This window comes from Frateuria edaphi (assembly GCF_021117405.1).
Taxonomy (GTDB): Bacteria; Pseudomonadota; Gammaproteobacteria; order Xanthomonadales; family Rhodanobacteraceae; genus Frateuria_A; species Frateuria_A edaphi.
Genome location: NZ_CP088251.1, coordinates 1,070,885 through 1,090,014, shown reverse-complemented (window position 1 = coordinate 1,090,014; position 19,130 = coordinate 1,070,885). Strand labels below are relative to the sequence as shown.

17 protein-coding genes are annotated in these 19,130 nt (G+C 67.5%); 5 read left to right on the top strand and 12 right to left on the bottom strand.

The annotated features are described in order from the left end of the window. The first annotated feature begins 101 nt into the window (after window positions 1–101). Window positions 102–2,942: an RNA polymerase-associated protein RapA gene (gene rapA, locus LQ772_RS05015; RefSeq protein ID WP_231324598.1), complete on the top strand. Its 2,841-nt coding sequence runs from the start codon at window positions 102–104 to the stop codon at window positions 2,940–2,942. A gap of 132 nt (window positions 2,943–3,074) precedes the next feature. Beyond that, on the top strand, window positions 3,075–3,767 hold the full coding sequence (locus LQ772_RS05010) for an aspartate/glutamate racemase family protein (protein ID WP_231324597.1): 693 nt from the start codon (window positions 3,075–3,077) through the stop codon (window positions 3,765–3,767). An 80-nt stretch (window positions 3,768–3,847) separates the two neighbouring features. On the opposite strand, the gene LQ772_RS05005 is transcribed toward LQ772_RS05010, so the two are convergent. From LQ772_RS05005 to LQ772_RS04985, 5 genes are all read right to left on the bottom strand, one after another. Continuing rightward, window positions 3,848–5,209, bottom strand: coding sequence for an amino acid permease (locus tag LQ772_RS05005; protein WP_231324596.1), 1,362 nt, complete (start codon window positions 5,207–5,209; stop codon window positions 3,848–3,850). 25 nt (window positions 5,210–5,234) lie between these two features. Continuing rightward, window positions 5,235–5,885, bottom strand: a complete 651-nt coding sequence (locus tag LQ772_RS05000; RefSeq protein ID WP_231324595.1) for a rhomboid family intramembrane serine protease — start codon at window positions 5,883–5,885, stop codon at window positions 5,235–5,237. Window positions 5,886–6,151: 266 nt separating this feature from the next. After that, complete coding sequence (locus tag LQ772_RS04995) at window positions 6,152–6,778, bottom strand: C40 family peptidase (RefSeq protein WP_231324594.1); 627 nt, start codon at window positions 6,776–6,778, stop codon at window positions 6,152–6,154. Window positions 6,779–6,972: 194 nt separating this feature from the next. Continuing rightward, entirely contained in the window at window positions 6,973–7,665 is a 693-nt protein-coding gene (locus tag LQ772_RS04990) for a YggS family pyridoxal phosphate-dependent enzyme (protein ID WP_231324592.1), read from the bottom strand. Window positions 7,666–7,669: 4 nt separating this feature from the next. Beyond that, entirely contained in the window at window positions 7,670–9,103 is a 1,434-nt protein-coding gene (locus tag LQ772_RS04985) for a M20 family metallopeptidase (protein ID WP_231324590.1), read from the bottom strand. 218 nt (window positions 9,104–9,321) lie between these two features. On the opposite strand from LQ772_RS04985, the gene LQ772_RS04980 reads away from it, so the two are divergent. From LQ772_RS04980 to LQ772_RS04970, 3 genes are all read left to right on the top strand, one after another. Beyond that, a complete protein-coding gene (locus LQ772_RS04980) occupies window positions 9,322–9,669 on the top strand; it encodes a ComEA family DNA-binding protein (RefSeq protein WP_231324588.1) in 348 nt (115 codons plus the stop codon). Between the two features lie 252 nt (window positions 9,670–9,921). Continuing rightward, window positions 9,922–10,374, top strand: a complete 453-nt coding sequence (locus LQ772_RS04975) for an SET domain-containing protein-lysine N-methyltransferase (RefSeq protein ID WP_231324587.1) — start codon at window positions 9,922–9,924, stop codon at window positions 10,372–10,374. A 20-nt stretch (window positions 10,375–10,394) separates the two neighbouring features. Continuing rightward, window positions 10,395–10,934 (top strand): GNAT family N-acetyltransferase, encoded by a 540-nt coding sequence (locus tag LQ772_RS04970; RefSeq protein ID WP_231324585.1) that lies wholly within the window; start codon window positions 10,395–10,397, stop codon window positions 10,932–10,934. Window positions 10,935–11,112: 178 nt separating this feature from the next. Here LQ772_RS04970 and motB read toward each other — a convergent pair whose 3' ends face one another. The 7 genes from motB to queA all read right to left on the bottom strand — a co-directional run bounded on the left by motB (window position 11,113) and on the right by queA (window position 19,092). Then, window positions 11,113–12,180: a flagellar motor protein MotB gene (motB, locus tag LQ772_RS04965; RefSeq protein ID WP_231324583.1), complete on the bottom strand. Its 1,068-nt coding sequence runs from the start codon at window positions 12,178–12,180 to the stop codon at window positions 11,113–11,115. Then, window positions 12,177–13,046, bottom strand: a complete 870-nt coding sequence (gene motA / locus LQ772_RS04960; RefSeq protein ID WP_231324581.1) for a flagellar motor stator protein MotA — start codon at window positions 13,044–13,046, stop codon at window positions 12,177–12,179. The genes motB and motA overlap by 4 nt, the downstream gene beginning before the upstream one ends. A 254-nt stretch (window positions 13,047–13,300) precedes the next feature. Further along, a complete protein-coding gene (gene secF / locus LQ772_RS04955; protein ID WP_231324579.1) occupies window positions 13,301–14,275 on the bottom strand; it encodes a protein translocase subunit SecF in 975 nt (324 codons plus the stop codon). An 8-nt stretch (window positions 14,276–14,283) separates the two neighbouring features. Next, window positions 14,284–16,164, bottom strand: a complete 1,881-nt coding sequence (gene secD, locus LQ772_RS04950; RefSeq protein ID WP_231324577.1) for a protein translocase subunit SecD — start codon at window positions 16,162–16,164, stop codon at window positions 14,284–14,286. A 75-nt stretch (window positions 16,165–16,239) separates the two neighbouring features. Then, a complete protein-coding gene (gene yajC / locus LQ772_RS04945; protein WP_231324575.1) occupies window positions 16,240–16,572 on the bottom strand; it encodes a preprotein translocase subunit YajC in 333 nt (110 codons plus the stop codon). A 297-nt stretch (window positions 16,573–16,869) separates the two neighbouring features. Continuing rightward, entirely contained in the window at window positions 16,870–18,009 is a 1,140-nt protein-coding gene (tgt, locus tag LQ772_RS04940) for a tRNA guanosine(34) transglycosylase Tgt (RefSeq protein ID WP_231324573.1), read from the bottom strand. Between the two features lie 54 nt (window positions 18,010–18,063). Beyond that, window positions 18,064–19,092: a tRNA preQ1(34) S-adenosylmethionine ribosyltransferase-isomerase QueA gene (queA, locus tag LQ772_RS04935; protein ID WP_231324571.1), complete on the bottom strand. Its 1,029-nt coding sequence runs from the start codon at window positions 19,090–19,092 to the stop codon at window positions 18,064–18,066. Between the last annotated feature and the right edge of the window lie 38 nt (window positions 19,093–19,130).

Sequence of the window (19,130 nt, the reverse complement as noted above, 5' to 3'; positions counted from 1 at the left end):
GGTCGCGCCGAAGGGCGCTCCTGCAAGAGCAATTGCGTGGCGGTTCCCTCTACACGGCGGGGAGCGGATAATCGGCGCCCCTTCTGCAACCCGGCAGCACGATGTTCGTACCTGGTCAACGCTGGATCTCCACCGCCGAACCCGAACTGGGCCTGGGCACCGTCCTGCGGGTGGAGGGCCGCGGCGTGCAGGTGCTCTTCGCCAAGGCCGGCGTGCTGCGCCCCTACGCGGCCGACTCCGCGCCGCTGGTACGCGCCGAATTCCGCCCCGGCCAGCGCGTGGCTGGCAAGGGCCTGGCCTTCCTGGTCGAGCGGGTGGAGATCAAGGAAGACCTCCTGATCTACCGCGGCGAGGGCCGCGAGCTGCACGAAGGCCAGCTCGATGACGAGCAGAGCGTGAGCCAGGCCGACGATCGCCTGGTCGGCGGACGCACGGATACCGTGGCGCAATTCGACCTGCGCCTCGAGGGCCTGCGCCGCCGCGCCCAGGCGCGCCGCTCGCCGACCTGGGGCCTGGAAGCATCACGCATCGGCCTGGTGCCTCACCAGCTGCGCGTTGCCGGCATCGCCGCTTCGCGCCGCCCGCCTCGCGTCCTGCTGGCCGATGAAGTGGGTCTGGGAAAAACCATCGAGGCGGGCATGATCCTCGCCCGCCAGCTCGCCACCGGCCGCGCCTCGCGCGTGCTGGTGTTGCTGCCGGACACGCTCGTGTACCAGTGGTTCGTCGAGCTGTTGCGCCGCTTCAACCTGAGCTTCGCGATCTATGACGAGGAACGCTGCGAGGCGCTGGAGCAGTCCGGCGACGGGCGCAATCCGTTCGAGGACGAGCAACTGGTCATCGCCGACTTCCGCTTCCTGGAGGAAAACCCCAAGCGCGCGAGAGAGCTGGTGGAAGCGGAGTGGGACCTGCTGATCGTCGACGAAGCGCACCACCTGGCCTGGACGCCCGATGCGGCCAGCCCGCGCTACACGCTGGTCGAACAGCTGGCGGCAAAGACGCCTGGCGTGATCCTGCTTACCGCCACGCCCGAGCAGCTCGGCCGCAGTGGCCACTTCGCCCGCCTGCGTCTGCTCGATCCGCAGCGCTACCACGATCTGGACGTCTATCTGGCCGAAGCCGAGCGCTTCCAGGCGCTCTCGCCGATTGCAGACCGACTGCAATCCGGCGAGCCGCTCGACGACGCCCAGCGCGACGCACTGCGCGAGATCTTCGCCGGCGACGCGGGCCTGCTCGCGCAGCTGGATGGCACCGGCACGCCGGCTTCCGCGCGCGACCTGCTCGACGCATTGATCGACCGCCATGGCACCGGCCGCGCGATGTTCCGCAATCGCCGCGCCGGCATCGGCGGCTTCCCGCGCCGCGTGCCCGAGTGGCAACTGATCGATGCCGACGCGCTGGACGAGAACGCCCGCCAGGTGCTGCTGGCCGAATTCCACGCCGACATCCAGCAGCCGGCGCCGGCGCTCGAACTGGAATACGCGAACGACCCCCGCCTGGAGGCGCTGGTAACCCTCCTCGACGCACACCCGCAGGACAAGTTCCTGCTGATCTGCCGCAGCCAGGCCAAGGTCCTGGCGCTGGAGGAAGCGCTGCGTACCCGCACCGGCGCGGGCATCGCGCGCTTCCATGAAGGCCTGGGCATCGTGCAGCGCGACCGCAACGCCGCCTACTTCGCGCAGCCCGATGGCGCGCGCCTGCTGCTCTGTTCGGAGATCGGTTCGGAAGGACGCAACTTCCAGTTCGCGCACCGGTTGATCCTGTGGGACCTGCCGCTGGATCCGGACCTGCTCGAACAGCGCATCGGCCGCCTGGACCGCATCGGCCAGGTCCACGACATCGCCATCCACATCCTCGCCGTCCAGGACAGTGCGCAACACGTACTCGCGCGCTGGTACGACGAGGGCATCGATGCGTTCCGTTCCAGCCCCGCCGACGGGCGCGAGCTGCTGCGCCGCTACGGCGAGCCGCTGGTGCAACTGGCCGCCGAACATGCGCGCAACGCCGACAGCCGCGACCAGGAACTGGATGCGCTGATCGCCGACACCCGCGCCACGCACGAGGAACTGGCCGCGCTGATCCGCGCCGGCCGCGACCATCTGCTGGAACTGGCCGCGAGCCGCGACCCGCATGCCGACGAACTGGGCCAGGCCTTCCGCCGCGAGGATGTCGACCCCTCGCGCGACGCCTACGTGCAACGCCTGCTGGAGGCCTTCGGCATCCACGCCGAGGAATTGGGCGGCAACGTGCTGCTGCTCGACCCGCAATACCTTTCCACTGACGCGCTGCCCGGCTTTGCCGAAGGTCCGGTGTCGGCGACCTTCGCCCGCGACGTGGCGCTGGCGCGCGAGGAGCTTCCGCTGCTGCGCTTCGACCATCCGCTGGTGCAGGGCGCGCTGGACCTCGCGCTTTCGGGCGAACAGGGCAACGCCGCGTTCATGGTCGACGACGCGCTGCCACCGCGCAGCGCGCTGCTCCAGGCCGTGTTCCTGCTCGAATGCGTGGCCGACCGGGCGCTGGACGCCGAGCGCTTCCTGCCCGCGTTGCCGCTGGTGGTCACGATCGACACGCGACTGGCCGAGCGCGCCGGTTTCGAACCCAGCGAAGCGGCCGTGCGCAAGGCGGCCGACCGCAACATCGAGGTGCCGCGCTACCGCAAGTTCCTCGCCAAGCTCGTGCCGCCGATGCTCGAGAAAGCCGAGGCCATCGCCGGCCAGCGGGCGCAGGAGCACATCGCCGAAGCCGTCGCCCAGGCAACCGCCGAACTGGATGCCGAGCTGGCCCGCCTGCGCGCACTGCGGGAGGTCAACCCGTCGATCAATCCGGCGGAAATCGCCACCCTTGCCGCCGAACGCCAGGCCCTGCTCGGCGCGCTGCCACAATCGCGCCTGCGCCTGGACGCCGTCCGCTTCGTCGCCAGCCCGGACTTCCTCGCCCTGCGCTGATCCGTTCGGCGGGACATCCTGTAGGAGCGCACCCGTGCGTGACCGCCATCCATCCCGGTGCGCTCCTGCAGGTAGGCGGCGTCGTTGGGCGCCGCGCACGTACACTGCCCGCTCCATCCGGAGGAAGACCGCATGCGCACCATCGGCCTGATCGGCGGCATGAGCTGGGAATCGACCGTCGAGTACTACCGCCTGATCAACCGCGGCGTACGCGACCGCCTGGGTCCGCTTCATTCCGCGCGCCTGCTGCTGGACAGCCTGGACTTTTCCGTCATCGCCACCTGCCAGCGCGCCGGCGACTGGGACGGCGCCGGCGCGCTGCTGGCCGAGTCCGCGCGCCGCCTGCAAGCCGGTGGCGCCGATTGCCTCCTGATCGGAGCCAACACCATGCATATCGTGGCCGACGTGGTGGCGGCGGCCACGCCGCTGCCGCTGCTGCACATCGTGGACGCCACCGGCCGCGCGATCCGCGCACAGGGGCTGGATACCGTGCTGCTGCTCGGCACCGCCTTCACCATGGAACAGCCGTTCTTCCGCGAACGCATGCAGCGCGACCACGGCGTGCGTTGCCTGGTGCCCGGACCCGCGGAACGGGCCGAGCTACACCGGGTGATCTACGAAGAACTCTGCGCCGGCCAGTTCCGCCCGCAGGCACGGGCATACCTGCTGCAACTCGTTGCGGACGGCGTCCGCGCCGGCGCGCAGGGCGCGATCCTCGGCTGCACCGAGCTGGGCCTGCTGCTGGGCAACGCCGACGCGGGCGTTCCGGTGTTCGACACCGCGGCGCTGCATGCGGCCGCGGCGGTGGAGTTCGCGCTCGGCTGATCCGTAGGTGGGCTCAGCCCACCTTCCATTTTCGCAAGCTTGTTGGTGGGCTGAAGCCTGCCCTGGATCACGGGTTTGTGTCAGACCGTCACGAGCGCCGAGCGCATGCGCCGGCCTATGCCGAAACCCCAGTACGCCAGGGTCAGCAAGGCCACCCAGCCCGCGCCGACGTAGAGCGCCACGCGCGTATCGGGGCTGTAGCCGAGCATCACCAGCACGAACGCCAGGAAGGCCAGCGCCAACAGGCTGGAGAACGGCCACAGGCGAAGCCGGAACGGCAGCGGTTCGGGCTGGCGGCGATGGAAACGCCAATGCGCCACCAGCACCGTGCCCCAGGTCCATACGGTGTTGAACGCCAGGATCGACATGATCATGCCGAAGATGCGCTCGGGCACCAGGTAGTTCATCACCACGCCAAGCAGCAGGAAGAAGATCGTCACCAGCACCCCGCGAACCGGCACGCCGCTCGCGCTCAGGTTCCCCATCGCGGCCGGCGCCTGGCCTTTGGTCGCCAGGCTGTGCAGCATGCGGCTGCCGCTGAAGGTGGTCGAGTTGAAGCTCGACAGCGCGGCGGTGATCACCACGAAATTGATCAACCCCGCCGCCTGTGGAATCCCCAGCTTGGCGAACGTGGTGACGAACGGGCTGCCCTGCGTACCCAGCTCGTTCCACGGGTAGATCGCCATGATCACGAACAGCGAGCCGATGTAGAAGATCAGGATGCGCCAGATCACGGAGTTCACTGCCTTCGGGATCGTGCGCTCCGGATGCGCGGCCTCGGCGGCGGCCATGCCGATCGTCTCGATGCCGCCGAAGGAGAACACCAGTACCGGCAGCGCCAGCACCATGCCGGTGAAGCCGTTGGGGAACCAGCCGCCGTGGGTCCACAGGTTGGAAATGCCCACCGGCTGCCCGCCGTTGCCCCAACCCAGCCAGATGATCCCGAATCCGCCCAGGATCATCAGCACCACGGTGAGTACCTTGATCAAGGCGAACCAGAATTCCATCTCGCCATAGACCTTCACCGCCATCAGGTTCAGGCCGCCGATCATCACCACGGAAGCGAACGCCCAGATCCATTGCGGCAATTCGGGGAACCAGTCCTTCATGTAGATGCCCACCGCCGTGCTCTCGGCGATGCCCACGCCCATCATCAGCACCCAGTAGTTCCAGCCGGTCAGGTACCCGGCGTAAGGTCCCAGATACTTGTGCGCGTAGGCGCTGAAGGAACCGGCGATCGGCTCGTGCGCGGCCATCTCGCCCAGCGCTCGCATGATCACGAAGATCATCGCGCCGCCGAACAGATAGGCGATCAGCACCGACGGCCCGGCCAGCTTGATGGTGCTGGCCGAGCCCAGGAACAGGCCCGCGCCGATGCACATGCCAAGGGCCATGAAGGTGATGTGGCGCGGCGTGAGCTGCCGCTGCAGATGTTCGCTCATGTGGGGCCCGTCAGGAAAAGGAAGGTCAACGCATCAACCGGCGCCGGGGTTTGATCGGCAGCCGCCCGCGCCAGTACTCGATCAGTATGTAGCCGCCAAGCATGCCACCGAGATGGGCGAAATGGGCCACGCCTGCCTGCGTGCCGGTCACGCCCAGGAACAGCTCGATCACGGCGTAGCCGGTCACGAACAGCCAGGCCGGCATCGGCACGGGCAGGAAGATCAACATCATCTTCTCGTGCGGATACATCATGCCGAACGCCAGCAGCAGGCCGAAGATGGCGCCCGATGCACCCAGCGTCGGATAAAAGCCATGGGTGAACCATTGGACGACCATCAGCTGCGCCAGCGCCGCGACGATCAGGCACACGAAGTAGTAGAGCAGGAACTCGCGACCGCCGAACAACCGCTCGATGGGCCCGCCGAACATGTACAGCGCGAGCATGTTGAAGGCGATGTGCTCCAGGCCACCGTGCATGAACGCGTAGCTCACCAGCTGCCACGGCCGGAAACCGATCGCGACCATGCCCTCGGGCGTCGGCAGGAAATGATCCGGACCCCACGGCCACAGCGCGAAGTGCATGACGAGCACGTCCCCCAGCAGCATTTGCAGCAGGTAGACGGCGACGTTGGCGATGAGCAGATTGCGGGTGACGGGCGGGAGTTGGAAAGGCATGGTCGATCCGGTGAGAACCTCGCGAGGGTAGCGCAAACACGATTGCGCAAGGCAAGACCGTCGGGCACCTGGGGCGCTTCGATGCCGCCCTGCGGCCTGCGCTCACCCAGGAACGGGAATGAAAGGATCGGTGCGCCACCAAACCCGGACGCTCGCGCTGCAGGCCGCAGGCCGGAATGGAAGGATGCGCCGGGATCTGGGCCTAGCCATGAAAAAAGGCCGCCTGTTGGCGGCCCGACTGCGGAAACCCCCGTGGTGTTTCCCCTTCAACCGTTCTGCGCGATGCCTTCGGGACGGCGCGCGCCAGCGAACCGCTTGGACCAGTAAGCCTCATCAAGGCTGGAAACCTCCACCGACTTGCCCGCCGAGGGCGAGTGGATGAAACGTCCGTTGTCCAGGTAGATGCCCACGTGCGAGATGCGCTTCTTGCCGCGGGTGTGGAAGAAGACCAGGTCGCCGGGCTGCATGTCGCCGCGCTTGACCTTGGCGCCGGCCAGGAACTGCCGGGCCGAATTGGCCGGCAGGCGCAGGCCGATCGCGTGCGCGAACACGTAGCGGACGAAGCCGCTGCAATCGAACCCGGTGCTCGGCGAGTGACCGCCACGGACGTAGCGGATGTCGCGAAGCTGCATCGCCAGCGCGACCAGCGCCTGGCGCAGGCGGGAAGCCTCGTCGGCCGGACCCTCATCCGTCGTCGACGCCGCTACCAGCGCGGAAGGATCGGCTGGCAGCGTAGCGTTGGCCAGCGCCGGCGCCAGGTTGGCAAGCGGCAACGGAGCCAGCAGCGGCGCGACAGCGGGCGTCGGGACGGTGCGTTCGACGGCATGCGCAGGCGCGATCGCAAGCAACGCGGCAAACAAGGCGGCGGTTGCGATCAGGCGCTGGAAGGGCATGCGGGAAAATCCCTTTGCAGGTCGGGGCTTGGCCATGGCCGCCGCGGCGGTATGGCGAGGGATCCGACGTTAGCAAAGGGCCCTGGCCTGGATGTTCGATTGACGTTAAGTAGACCCCGGCGTTTCGAAACGTTCACGCAGCGGTGTGATTGGGAGCACAGGAGGCAGGCAGGCGCCTGATCCCCTGGCGGGTTTCACCGGCGACCGAAGATCGCGGTACCGATCCGCACTTCGGTGGCGCCCTCGGCGATCGCCAGCGGGAAGTCCCCGCTCATGCCCATGGACAGGCGCGGCAGTGCATGCCCCTGCACCACCGCGGCATCGCGTAGTTCGCGCAACTGTCGGAAACAGGCACGCACCGCCTCGGCATCGTCCGATTGCACGGCCATGGTCATCAGCCCGCGCACGCGCAGCGTGGGGTAGTGGCTCAGGCAATCGAGGAACGCCGGCAGTTCCTCCGGCGGCAGGCCGTGCTTGCTTTTCTCCGGCGAGGTCTTGACCTGCACGAGCACGTCGAGCGTGCGACCTTCGGTCTCCAGGCGCCGATGCAACGCCTCCGCCAGCTCGAGCCGGTCCAGCGATTGCACCTCGCTCGCCAGCCGCGCCACGTCCCTGGCCTTGTTGGTCTGAAGGTGGCCGATCAGCACCCATTCCAGCGGGAGGTCGGCCAGCGCGGCGCTCTTCTCGCGCAGCTCCTGCACCTTGTTCTCGCCAAAGCGATTGAGGCCGAGCGCTGCCCCCTCGCGCACCACTTCCGGCCCGAAGGTCTTGCTGACCGGAAGCACGGTGACCTCCGCCGGATCGCGGCCCGCCGCGCGACAGGCCGCGTCCACGCGCGCGCGGACCTCGGCCCAGCGGGCGGCGAGCGTGTCGGCCGGCCCGCTCATGGGCTCAGCCCTTGCGGGCCTGCTCGCCGTGGCGGGCGACGACCTCGGCCACCACCATGCTCACCTTCTTGCCGGTGGGGATGTGCAGGAACTCGTTCGGGCCGTGCGCATTGGAATGCGGGCCCAGCACGCCGGTGATCAGGAACTGCGCCTGCGGGAACTTCTCGCCCAGCATGCCCATGAACGGAATGGAGCCGCCCTCGCCCATGTATGCGGCGGGGGCGCCGAAATAGTGCTCGGAAGCCTCGGCCACCGCCTTTTCGAGCCACGCCGACAGCTGCGGCGCGTTCCAGCCGCTGCCGTCCTTCTCCAGCTTGAAAGTGACCTTGGCGCCGTAGGGCGGATCCTTCTCCAGCAGCTCCTTGAGGAACTTGCCGGCCTTGGCGCCGTTGAGCGTCGGCGGCACGCGCAGGCTGAGCTTGACCGCGGTGAACGGGCGCAACACGTTGCCCGCGCTCTCCAGCGCGGGCATGCCGCCCACGCCGGTCACCGCCAGCTGCGGACGCCAGGTGCGGTTGAGCACCAGCTCGACCAGATCCTTGGTCACCGGCTGCATGCCCTCGACGAACGGGAACTTGTCGTACACCGCCTCGCCCAGAACCTCGGTGGATCGGCGTGCCTGCTCGATGCGCTGCGGCGGGACCTCCACGTAGAGCTCTTCCGGCTTGATCCTGCCGGTGGCCGGATCTTCCAGCCGCGAGAGGATCTCGCGCAGGATGCGGAAGCTCGAGGGCACCACGCCCGAAGCGTCGCCCGAGTGCACGCCCTCCTCCAGCACCTGCACGGTCAGCTCGCCGCCGGTCATGCCGCGCAGCGAGGTGGTCAGCCATAGCTGGTCGTAGTTGCCGCAGCCCGAATCCAGGCAGACCACCAGCGAAGGATGGCCGATGCGCGCGGACAGGTGGTCCACGTAATGGGGCAGGTCGTAGCTGCCCGATTCCTCGCACGCCTCGATCATGATCACGCAGCGCGCGTGCGGCACGCCCTGCTCGGCCAGCGCCAGCAGCGCCGACAGCGAACCGAACATCGCATAGCCGTCGTCGGCACCGCCGCGGCCGTAGAGCTTGTCGCCCTTGATCACCGGCGTCCACGGGCCCAGGCCCTCGGCCCACCCGGTCATTTCCGGTTGCTTGTCGAGGTGGCCGTAGAGCACCACGGTGTCCTGGCAATCGGCCAGCGTGGCCGGTACGTCGATGTAGATCAGCGGCGTGCGCCCCGGCAACCGCACCACTTCGAGCGTGGCGCCCTTGAGCGAGGCCAGCTTGCCGCGCGCCCAGCGCTCCAGCAGGGCCACCGCCTGGTCCATGTAGCCGTGCTCGACCCATTTGGCGTCGAACATCGGCGACTTGTTGGGGATGCGGATGTACTCGACAAGCTGCGGCACGATCTCGTCGTCCCACAAACCACCGATGAAGCCGGACAGGCGTGCGGTATCCATGGGCGAGACTCCTTAAATGCATGCGGGAAGCCCTCTAGTGTACCAGCGGCACCGGTACCGCCCGTCAGGGCCCACACGGCGTCGGCTACCGCCCACAGGGGCCGGCGACCGAGCCTGCCCGGCCGCGTGGCCCCCGGCCGACTGTGGCCGCTCCCGCCCGCGGCCACACTTGCCGGACGGCAACGGTGCCGTCCAACGCATCCCAGGGAGGGAAAACCATGCAGTCGAAGTTCCGCCAGCTGCTCGTCGCACTCGCCGTCGCGGCCTCGTTCGCGCTGCCGGCGTTCGCCGCCACGCCGGTAAACGTCAACAAGGCCGATGCCACAACCATCGCCAAGTCGCTGGATGGCATCGGCCAGTCCAAGGCGCAGGCAATCGTCGCCTGGCGCCAGGCGCACGGTCCGTTCAAGCGCGTGGAAGACCTTGCCCAGGTCAAGGGCATCGGCAAGGGCACACTCGAGCGCAACCACGACGCCATCCGCTTCAGTGGCGACTTGCCGCCGCCGAAGTCGACCCCGGCGAAGAAGAGCGTGCACCACAAGGCCAAGGCAGGCGCCAAGGGCTGATTGCCAGCGCGCTCTTCGACCGACTCCCCGGGAAACCGTCCCGGGGAAAGGCTGGGCAAAGCGGGCTCACGCTCCCCGCCGACGCCCCATCCCCGGCCCTTTCGGGAGCGCGGAGCGCTCCTCCAGCCATGGCAGTGGCAGGTCACCGCCCAAGGATGGGCACCTGGTGGCCGCTGCCAGGTGGCCGGCTCGCAGGCAGCGCAACGTCGCCTGTGCGCTACACTCGCGCGCTTTCCACGCCGCCGGACCACTATGATCCTTCCGCGCTATCGCATTGCCGCTTCCACCATCGGCGGCGCCGGCAAGGGCCTGTTCCTTGAAGAGGACGTGGCCGCGGGGCGCATCGTCACCGCACCGGATGCGATCGACCGCACATGGAGTGCCGCCGATCTGGCCGCTCGGCCGGAGATGGCCTACGCCAGCGCGCGCTGGTTCGAGGACCGCTATACGTTGTCGCCCGATTGGCCGGACGAGTGCTACATCAACCACAGTTTCGAGCCCACCGGCCTGTGGCACCTGGGCTTCGTGTTCGCATGGGCCGACCTGCCCGCCGGCACCGAGCTCACCGTGGACTACCGCCATTTGCTGCCACCAGGCCAGGCGGAGGACTTTATCGACACGGCCACCGGTGAGAAGATCGTCGGGTACGACTGGGCCGAGAGCCTGGCCTCAAGTACACGTGCGCTGAGCCGATTGCTCAAGTAACGGCCGCTGCTCCAACGACGATGTCCGATATTCCCACCCTCGAAACGCCGCGCCTGCGCCTGACCGCGCTGGCTGCGCGCCACTTCGACGACTACGCCCTCATGCTCGCCGACCCGGACAGCACCCGCTGGATCGGCGATGGCCAGCCGCTGGACCGTACCAGCGCCTGGCGCTCGCTCGCCATGCTGCTGGGACACTGGGAATTGCGCGGCTGCGGCATGTGGGCGCTGGAGCTCAAGGACACGGGGCAGTTCATCGGCCGTGCTGGCCTGATGTATCCGGAAGGCTGGCCCGACCTGGAACTGGGCTGGATGCTCAAGCCCGAATTCCGCCACCGGGGCTATGCCACCGAGGCCGGCCAGGCCATCCTCGAGTTCGCCTGGAACCAGTTGCACGCGGTCCGCGTGATCAGCCTGGTGCGCATCGGCAACGAGGCCTCCGACCGGGTGGCCGAGCGGCTGGGCGGCGAGCACATCGAGGACATGGACTTCTACGGCAGCCCGAACCACGTGTTCGCGTATTACCCGCCCTATCGCGAGTCGCGGCGGGCCTGGGCCTAGGCATCACTCGCCGGACGCGGGCGGCCTTGTCGGTGCGACCCCTGAATGTCTTGGAGCCTCTCGGTCAAGGAGAGGGTTGACCGGGGATGGGGTCCGTTCCCGCTATCGCCGCGCGATTTTTGTCCTGGCGGAACGTCGCTCACAAGTGTGCTCCCAAGAGGTGGCGCCAGGGCGACGCCTAGCGGCCAGCAGGACGCAGCGTGGGCGGCACCGGCAACGCCGTGGCAGCGACCGGCGCAGCCGGCAGGGAGGCGCCGCTGGGCATGGTGACCTCGGGATGCGCGGAAACACGTATCGCATCGGTCGCCGGCGCGGGCGGCGCCTGCACCGAAGCGGTTGGTGAGTCCTGCGTGGGGCGGGTGTCGACCACATCCTGCGACAAGGCCGCCGCTTCGGCTTCCTTGGTCATCACGATGATGCTGATCCGCCGGTTGATCGGGTTGTCCGGGTGCGCCTTGTCCAGCGGCACCGAAGCCGCCAGGCCGACCACACGCGCGGTCTTGCCCTTGGTCATGCCGCCTGCGAGCAACGCGCGCCTGGCCGCGTTGGCGCGGTCGGTGGAAAGCTCCCAATTGCTGTAGTCGCGCTCGTTGGCGTACGGCGCGTCATCGGTGTGTCCGGTGATGCTGATGCGGTTGGGCACGCGATTGATGAAGGTGCCGAGTTCACCCAGGATGGCGCGGGTGTAATCCTTCAACTGCGCGCTGCCCAGGTCGAACATCGGCCGGTTGAGCTTGTCCACGATCTGGATGCGCAGCCCTTCGGAGGTGATGTCCAGCAGCAGCTGGTCCTTGAATGGCGCCAGCGCCTGGCTGTTCTGGATCGCGGCATGCAACTGCTGCATCAGCTCCTGCAGCCGCGCTTTTTCCTGTTCGCGCGCGCGCTTTTCGAGCGCCTCCTTGGATACCGGCGCGGACGGACCATTGTGGCGATCCTTGCCGGGCCCGTGCGAGAGATCCATCGCCCCGCCCAGTTGTACCGCCGCGTCGCTGGCGCCGCCGGGGCCCATGCGCCCTGGCGGCGCAACGGTGGCGTTGCCCGGCGTCATGCTGGGATTGCGGAAGTATTCGGAGATCGCCGCCTTCTGCTCGCGCGTGCCGGCGCCCAGGATCCACATCACCAGGAAGAACGCCATCATCGCCGTGACGAAGTCGGCGTAGGCCACCTTCCAGGCGCCACCATGGTGGCCGTGCGCCTGTTTCCTCACCCGTTTGATGATGATGGGCGGGCCGCCTCCTTCGCTCATGCGCCGGCTCCGGCGCGGGCGCCCTTGAGGTGGTCCTCGAGATCCTGGAAATTGGGGCGCGAGTGCGCCGACAGCGCCTTGCGCGCGAACTCCACCGATACTTTCGGGTTGTAGCCGCGCAGATTGGCCATCAGCGCCACCTTGACGCACTCGAAAGCCTTGCCGTCCTCGCGCACGCGGCTTTCCATCGCCGCCGCGACCGGCCCGATGAAGCCGTAGCACAGCAGGATGCCCAGGAAGGTACCGACCAGCGCGCCGGCAATGTGCTCGCCGATACGCGAGGTATCCCCGCCCAGGTTGGACATGGTGGTGACGATACCCAGCACCGCCGCGACGATGCCAAAGCCCGGCAAAGCGTCCGCCATCTTGGCCACTGCCTGCGCCGGCGCCTCCGCCTCGTGATGGTGGTTCTCGACCTCGGCGTCCAGCAAGGCTTCCAGCTCGTGCGGCTCCATGCTGCCGCCCACGATCAGGCGCAGGCAGTCGGTGATGAACTCGACCAGGTGGTGCTCGCGAAGCAGCCGCGGGTAGGCCGAGAACACCGCGCTCGACTGCGGGTCCTCGATGTGCGACTCCATCCCGAGCACGCCTTCCTTGCGCATGACGCCGAAGATGTCATACAGCAACGCCAGCAGGTCGACGTAGTCCTGCTTCTTGTAGTTGGGACCCTTCACCAGGGCCGCCGCCTCGCTCAGAGCCGCCTTGACGACCTTGCTGGAATTGGCCGTCAGGAAAGCGCCGATCGCGCCCCCGAAGATGATCAGCAGCTCGTAGGGTTGCCACAGCGCCAGCAGCTGTCCATGCGACATGACATAGCCGCCGAGCACGCAGCCGATGACGACCAACGTTCCAACCAGAACCAGCATTTCCCACTCCGGGCGCGCGACGCCTTCCAATCACTCCGGGTTATCGGTCGACCGAGGGAAAAATTGAACGGGCGAAGGTGCGGATGGGATCACCGTTGCCGCGTGCCCCAGGAGGAGCCTGCCATCCGCCTTCGGGCGCCTTCCCCCGCGCCGGCAGGGGAGTTGCCCGGATGGCGTTTTGGAGGCCAACCTCGCGACAAACCAACAAAAAAGCCCGGCGCATGGCCGGGCTTTATTCGCGGGATACGGGCAATTCAAGGCCGCCGGGCGAGCTCCGGGTTGTCCTTGGTCTGCGGCATCAGGTCCTTCTTGGACACGCCCAGCCACAGCAGGATCGGGCTGGCCACGAAGATCGAGGACAGCGTACCGACCACGATGCCGATCAGCATGGTGATGGCGAAGCCGTGCACCTGGGGACCGCCGATGAAGTAAAGCGCGGCCATCGTGATGCCGGTGAACAACGAGGTGATGATGGTTCGCGACAGCGTGGTGTTGATCGACCGGTTGAGGATCTCCTCCGGTTCGGCCTTGCGCGAGAGCCGGAACAGCTCGCGAATGCGGTCGAACACCACCACCTTGTCGTTGATCGAGTAGCCGATCACCGCCAGCACCGAGGCCAGCACCGTCAGGTCGAACTCGCGCTGCACCAGCGAGATCACCCCTAGGGTCACCAGCGTGTCGTGCACTTCGGTCAGTAGCGCGGCGATCGCGAAGCGGCGCTCGAAGCGGATCCACAGGTACACGCCGATGCCGATGATCACGAAGATCGCCGCGATCGAGCCGTCGCTCTTGAGCTCGTCGCCGACCTGCGGGCTGACGAAGCTGTGGCTGCTTTCCACCGCGTCGGGGCGCTCCTTCTTGAGCGCGGCCATCACGCTGGCGGCGACCTTGTCCGCACGCGCCGAGGCGCTCTCGCCAGGGCCCGCCGCGCCGTCCTTGCCGTCAGCCTTGGGCTGCAGGCGGATCAGCACCTGGCGCGAACCACCCAGGCTCTGCACGACCGGGTTTTCGATGCCGGCCTCGTCCAGCGCCGTGCGCACATCGCCGATGTCGATCGTGCGGTCGTACTTGACCTCGACCGAGATGCCGCCGGTGAAATCCAGGCCGTAGTTGAGGCCGCGGGTGAGCAGCAGGCCCACCGAGGCGATCATCAGCAGCGCCGCGATGACGATGCTGATCTTGCGCCAGTGCAGGAACGGGACGTTGCTGTTGTGGTTGAAGATTTCCATTGAGGTTCCTACACCGACAGCGTCTTGAGCTTGCGGTTGCCGTGGATCAACGCGGTGATCGCGTGGGTCACGGTGACCGAGGTGAACATCGAGGTCAGGATGCCGATCAGCAGCGTCACGCCGAAGCCCTTGATCGGGCCCGAGCCCATGGTGGTGAGCGCCAGCGCCGCGATCAGGTGGGTGACGTTGGCGTCCAGGATGGTCGACCAGGCCTTGTCGTAGCCGGCGCGGATGGCCGCGTGCGGGCTGGAGCCATTGCGCAGTTCCTCGCGCACGCGTTCGCAGATCAGCACGTTGGCGTCGATCGCCATGCCGAGCGTCAGCACGATGCCGGCGATGCCCGGCATGGTCAGGGTCACGCCGATCATCGACATCACGGCGACCAGGATCACCAGGTTGAAGAACAGCGCGATATCGGCGACCAGGCCGAACAGGTGGTAGTAGATCGCCGCGGCCAGCAGCACCAGGCCCAGGCCCAGCAGCACCGCGCGCAGGCCCTTCTCGATGTTGTCCTGGCCCATGCTCGGGCCGATCACCGACTGCGAGGCGATGTTCATCGGCGCGGCCAGCGAGCCGCCCTTGAGCAGCAACGCCAGCTCGGAGGCTTCCTTCGGACTGTTCAGACCCGTGGTCTGGAACTGCTTGCCGAACACGCCCTGGATCGTCGCGTCGCTGATGACTTCCTGGGTAGTGTGCGGAATGTGCACTTCCTTGCCGTCGACGATCTTGGTGTCGTAGACGGTCTCCACGTACACCACCGCCATCGGCTTGCCGACGCTGGAGCTGGTGAAGTCGAGCATCTTCTTGGCGCCCGAGGCGCTCAGGGTCACGTCCACCTTGGGCGTGCCGCTTTGCTGGTCGACACCGGAGGATGCGTCCACCAGTTCGTCGCCGGTGGCGATGATGCGCTTGCTGACCAGCACCGGCTGGTTGGTGCCACGCTGGTAGTAGAGATTGGCATCCGGCGGGACGTTGCCGGTGCGCGCGGCCTCGACGGCACGCGGGTCACCGGGGTAGCCGATGCCGGCACGGTATTCAAGTGTGGCGATCGCGCCGATCACCTTCTTTGCCTCGGCCGGATTCTGCACGCCGGCCAGCTCGACCACGATCTGGTCCTCGCCCTGCTGCTGGATCAGCGGCTCGGACACGCCCAGCGCGTTGATGCGGTTGCGCAGCGTGGCGGTGTTCTGGCGGATGGTGGCCAGCGCCAACTCGCGCAGCTTCTCGGACTTGACCGAGGCGGTCAGCAGGAAGCGGTCGCCGGTGCTGGCGCCATCCTGCACCAGCAGGTCGGGATACTCGGTGGTGATCGCATCGGTGGCGGCGCTGCGGTCGGCAGCGGAGCGCAGCACCACGCCGATGCCCTGGCCGCGCTGGGCGTTGCGGGCGACCGACTCGTAGCGGATGTTCTTCTCGCGCAGCAGGCTGCGGATGTCGTCGGCATAGCGCTCTTCCTGCTTGTCGACGACGGCGTTCTGGTCCACCGCCATCAGGAAGTGCACGCCGCCCTGCAGGTCCAGGCCCAGCGGCATCGAGTTGGCATGGATCGCGCGCAGCCAGCCGGGCACGGTCGAGGCGAGGTTGAGCGCCACGGTGTAGTTGTCGCCCAGCGCGCCCTTGACCACGTCGGCCGCCTTGGCCTGTACGTCGGCGTTGGGGAAGTCGGCCACCAGGTGGTCGCCCTCGATCGCCAGCCCGCTGTAGGACACCTTCTGCGCGGTCAGCGCGTCGGCGACCTTCTGCTTGACCGAGGCATCGAGCGGCGCGCCATGGGTGGCGAGCACCTGCACCGAGGGTACCGGCGGGAAGGCGTTGGGTAGCGCGTAGACGATGCCGAACAGCAATACCAACGCGACCAGCGCGTATTTCCAGCGTGGAAAGTCACTCATGCCTGGGAAGCCCGTTTCTTGTTACTTCGAAGGCCGCGACCCCCTCGGCCGCGGCGGATGGCCTGGCTGGCCTCGTCAGGACGACTTCAGCGTGCCCTTGGGCAGCACCTGCGAGATGGCGCCCTTCTGCAGCTTGATCTTGACGTTCGGCGCGATCTCGACGGTCAGGAAGCTTTCGCCCACCTCTTCCACGCGTCCGGCGATGCCGCCGTTGCTGACGACTTCGTCGCCCTTGGCCAGCGCCGTGACCATGTTGCGATGCTCCTTCTGGCGCTTCATCTGCGGCCGGATCATCAGGAAATAGAAGATGACGAAGAGTGCGATCAGCGGCAGGAAGCTGAAAAGCGGGTTGCCCGGTGCAGCGGCGGGAGCAGCCTGGGCGATCACCAGGGACATCGGAAGGCTCATCGTTTCATCCTGCAAGTAGCGGCGTGGACAGGAAATTCCCCTCCGCGCCAGAAAAAGGTCTTGGATTATGCCATGCACCCCAAGGGCATGCACGGCGGCTTCACGCGTTCCTGCATGGCGGCGCGGACCGGCGTTTGCAAGCTCCGCGCCTTGGTAAGCAGGCCTGAAGGGAAGTTCCCGGCCGGCGCGCGTCGACCTTGCAGGAGCGCCCTTGGACGCGACCGCACATCCATCCACCGAGGGTCGGAGGCTCGGCCGACATGGCGGTCGCGCACAAGGGCGCTCCTGCAAGGGATCCTATGCCGCGGCGCCCTGGCGGCGGGCGTAGAACGCGGCAACGAAGCTTTCCAGTGCCCCGGTGGCGATCGCCTCGCGCAGCCCGGCCATCAGCCAATGGTAGTGGCGCAGGTTGTGGTGCGTGGCCAATTGGCTGGCCAGTATCTCGTTGCACCGGTCGAGATGGCGCAGGTAGGCGCGACTGAAGCCGTTGGCACAGGCATAGCAGTCGCAGCCATCCTCGATCACGCGGGTGTCGTCGGCGTACTTGGCGTTGCGGATGCGCAGGGTGCCCTCGGGCACGAACAGGAAGCCGTTTCGTGCGTTGCGGGTGGGCATCACGCAGTCGAACATGTCGATGCCGCGGCGTACCGCCTCGACGATGTCCTCGGGCCGGCCCACGCCCATGAGGTAGCGCGGCTTGTCCTGGGGCAACAGGCCTACGGTGAAGTCCAGCGTGTGATTGCGCTCGGCCTCCGGCTCGCCCACGGCCAGGCCGCCGACCGCGTAGCCGTCGAAGCCGATGCCGACCAGGCCCTCCGCCGAACGGCGGCGCAGCGGTTCGTACACGCCGCCCTGCACGATGCCGAACAGGGCATTGGGCGGCTTTGAACGGGCACGTTGCAGCTCGTCGAACGCGCGGCGCGAGCGTTCCGCCCAGCGCAGCGACATCTCCATCGAGTCCGCGGCCTGCTTCTCCGTGGCCGGATAAGGCGTGCACTCGTCGAAGATCATGGCGATGTCCGAATCCAGCACCGTCTGGATCTTCATCGACACCTCGGGCGACAGGAACACCTTCGAGCCGTCCACCGGCGAGGCGAAAGTCACCCCGTCCTCGGCGAGCTTGCGCTTGTGCGCCAGGGAGAAGACCTGGAAGCCGCCCGAGTCGGTGAGCATCGGCTTGTCCCAGCCGATGAAGCGATGCAGGCCGCCGAACTTCTCCACGATCTCCAGGCCCGGGCGCAGGTAGAGATGAAAGGTGTTGCCCAGGATGATCTCGGCGCCGAGCTCCGTGAGGTCGCGCGGGGTCATCGCCTTGACCGAGCCGTAGGTGCCCACGGGCATGAAGGCGGGCGTCTCGACGGTGCCACGGCCGAAGGCCAGGCGGCCGCGGCGGGCCGCGCCGTCGCGGGCCAGCAGTTCGAAAGTCATGGAAGTCATCGCGGCATTATCGCATTGCCACGCCCCTGCTCCCTCTTCCCTCGGGGAGAGGGCCTAGGCGCGCGGCAGGATCAGCATCGCATCGCCATAGGAGAAGAACCGGTACCGCTCCCGCACCGCATGCCGGTACGCCTCCAGCACGAACTCCCGTCCGGCCAGCGCCGACACCAGCATCAGCAGCGTCGACTGCGGCAGGTGGAAATTGGTGATCAGGCCGTCGATGCTGGTGATGCGGTAGCCCGGGAAGATGAAGATCTGGGTTTCGCCGGCGAACGGATGCACCTGCCCGTCGATCGTGGCGCTTTCCAGGGCCCGCACCACGGTGGTGCCCACCGCGATCACCCGCCCGCCGGCCGCGCGCGTTCGACGCATCTTCTCCACCAGCGCGGCGCCCACGTTGAGCCATTCGCGGTGCATCGTGTGCTGGTGGATGTCCTCCACGCGCACGGGCTGGAAGGTACCGGCGCCCACGTGCAACGTGACGTAGCCGGTGTCCACGCCCAGCTCGCGCAGGTGCTCGAGCAGCGGTTCGTCGAAGTGCAGGCCGGCGGTGGGCGCGGCCACGGCGCCCGGCTCGCGGGCATAGACGGTCTGGTAGCGCTCCATGTCGGCGGCATCGGCATGGCGCTGGATGTAGGGCGGCAGCGGCATCTCGCCCAATTTCGAGAGCAGCTTTTCCAGCGGCTCGGACGATTCGAAGCGCAGCTTGAAGAACGCACCGTCGCGACCCAGCACCGTGGCATGGCTACCGTCGCCAAGCTCGATCCGGCCGCCTTCCTTCGGTTTCTTGCTCACGCCGAGCTGCACGGTGGCCTCGTGCGCGCCGGTGACGCGTTCGATCAGGATCTCCACCGCGCCACCGGATTCCTTGCGCCCGTAAAGCCGCGCCGGCAGCACGCGGGTGTCGTTGAACACCAGCAAATCACCGGGGCGCAGGAAGGACGGCAGTTCGCGGAACCGTCTGTCTTCCAGCGTGCCGGCGGCCGGGTCCATCCACAGAAGCCGACTGGCCGATCGCTCCGGCAGCGGTGCCTGGGCGATCAGTTCGGGCGGCAGGTCGAAATCGAAATCGGACTTCTTCAAAGCGTGTCTCGCAGGGCCTTTTGCAGGAGCGCCCTCGG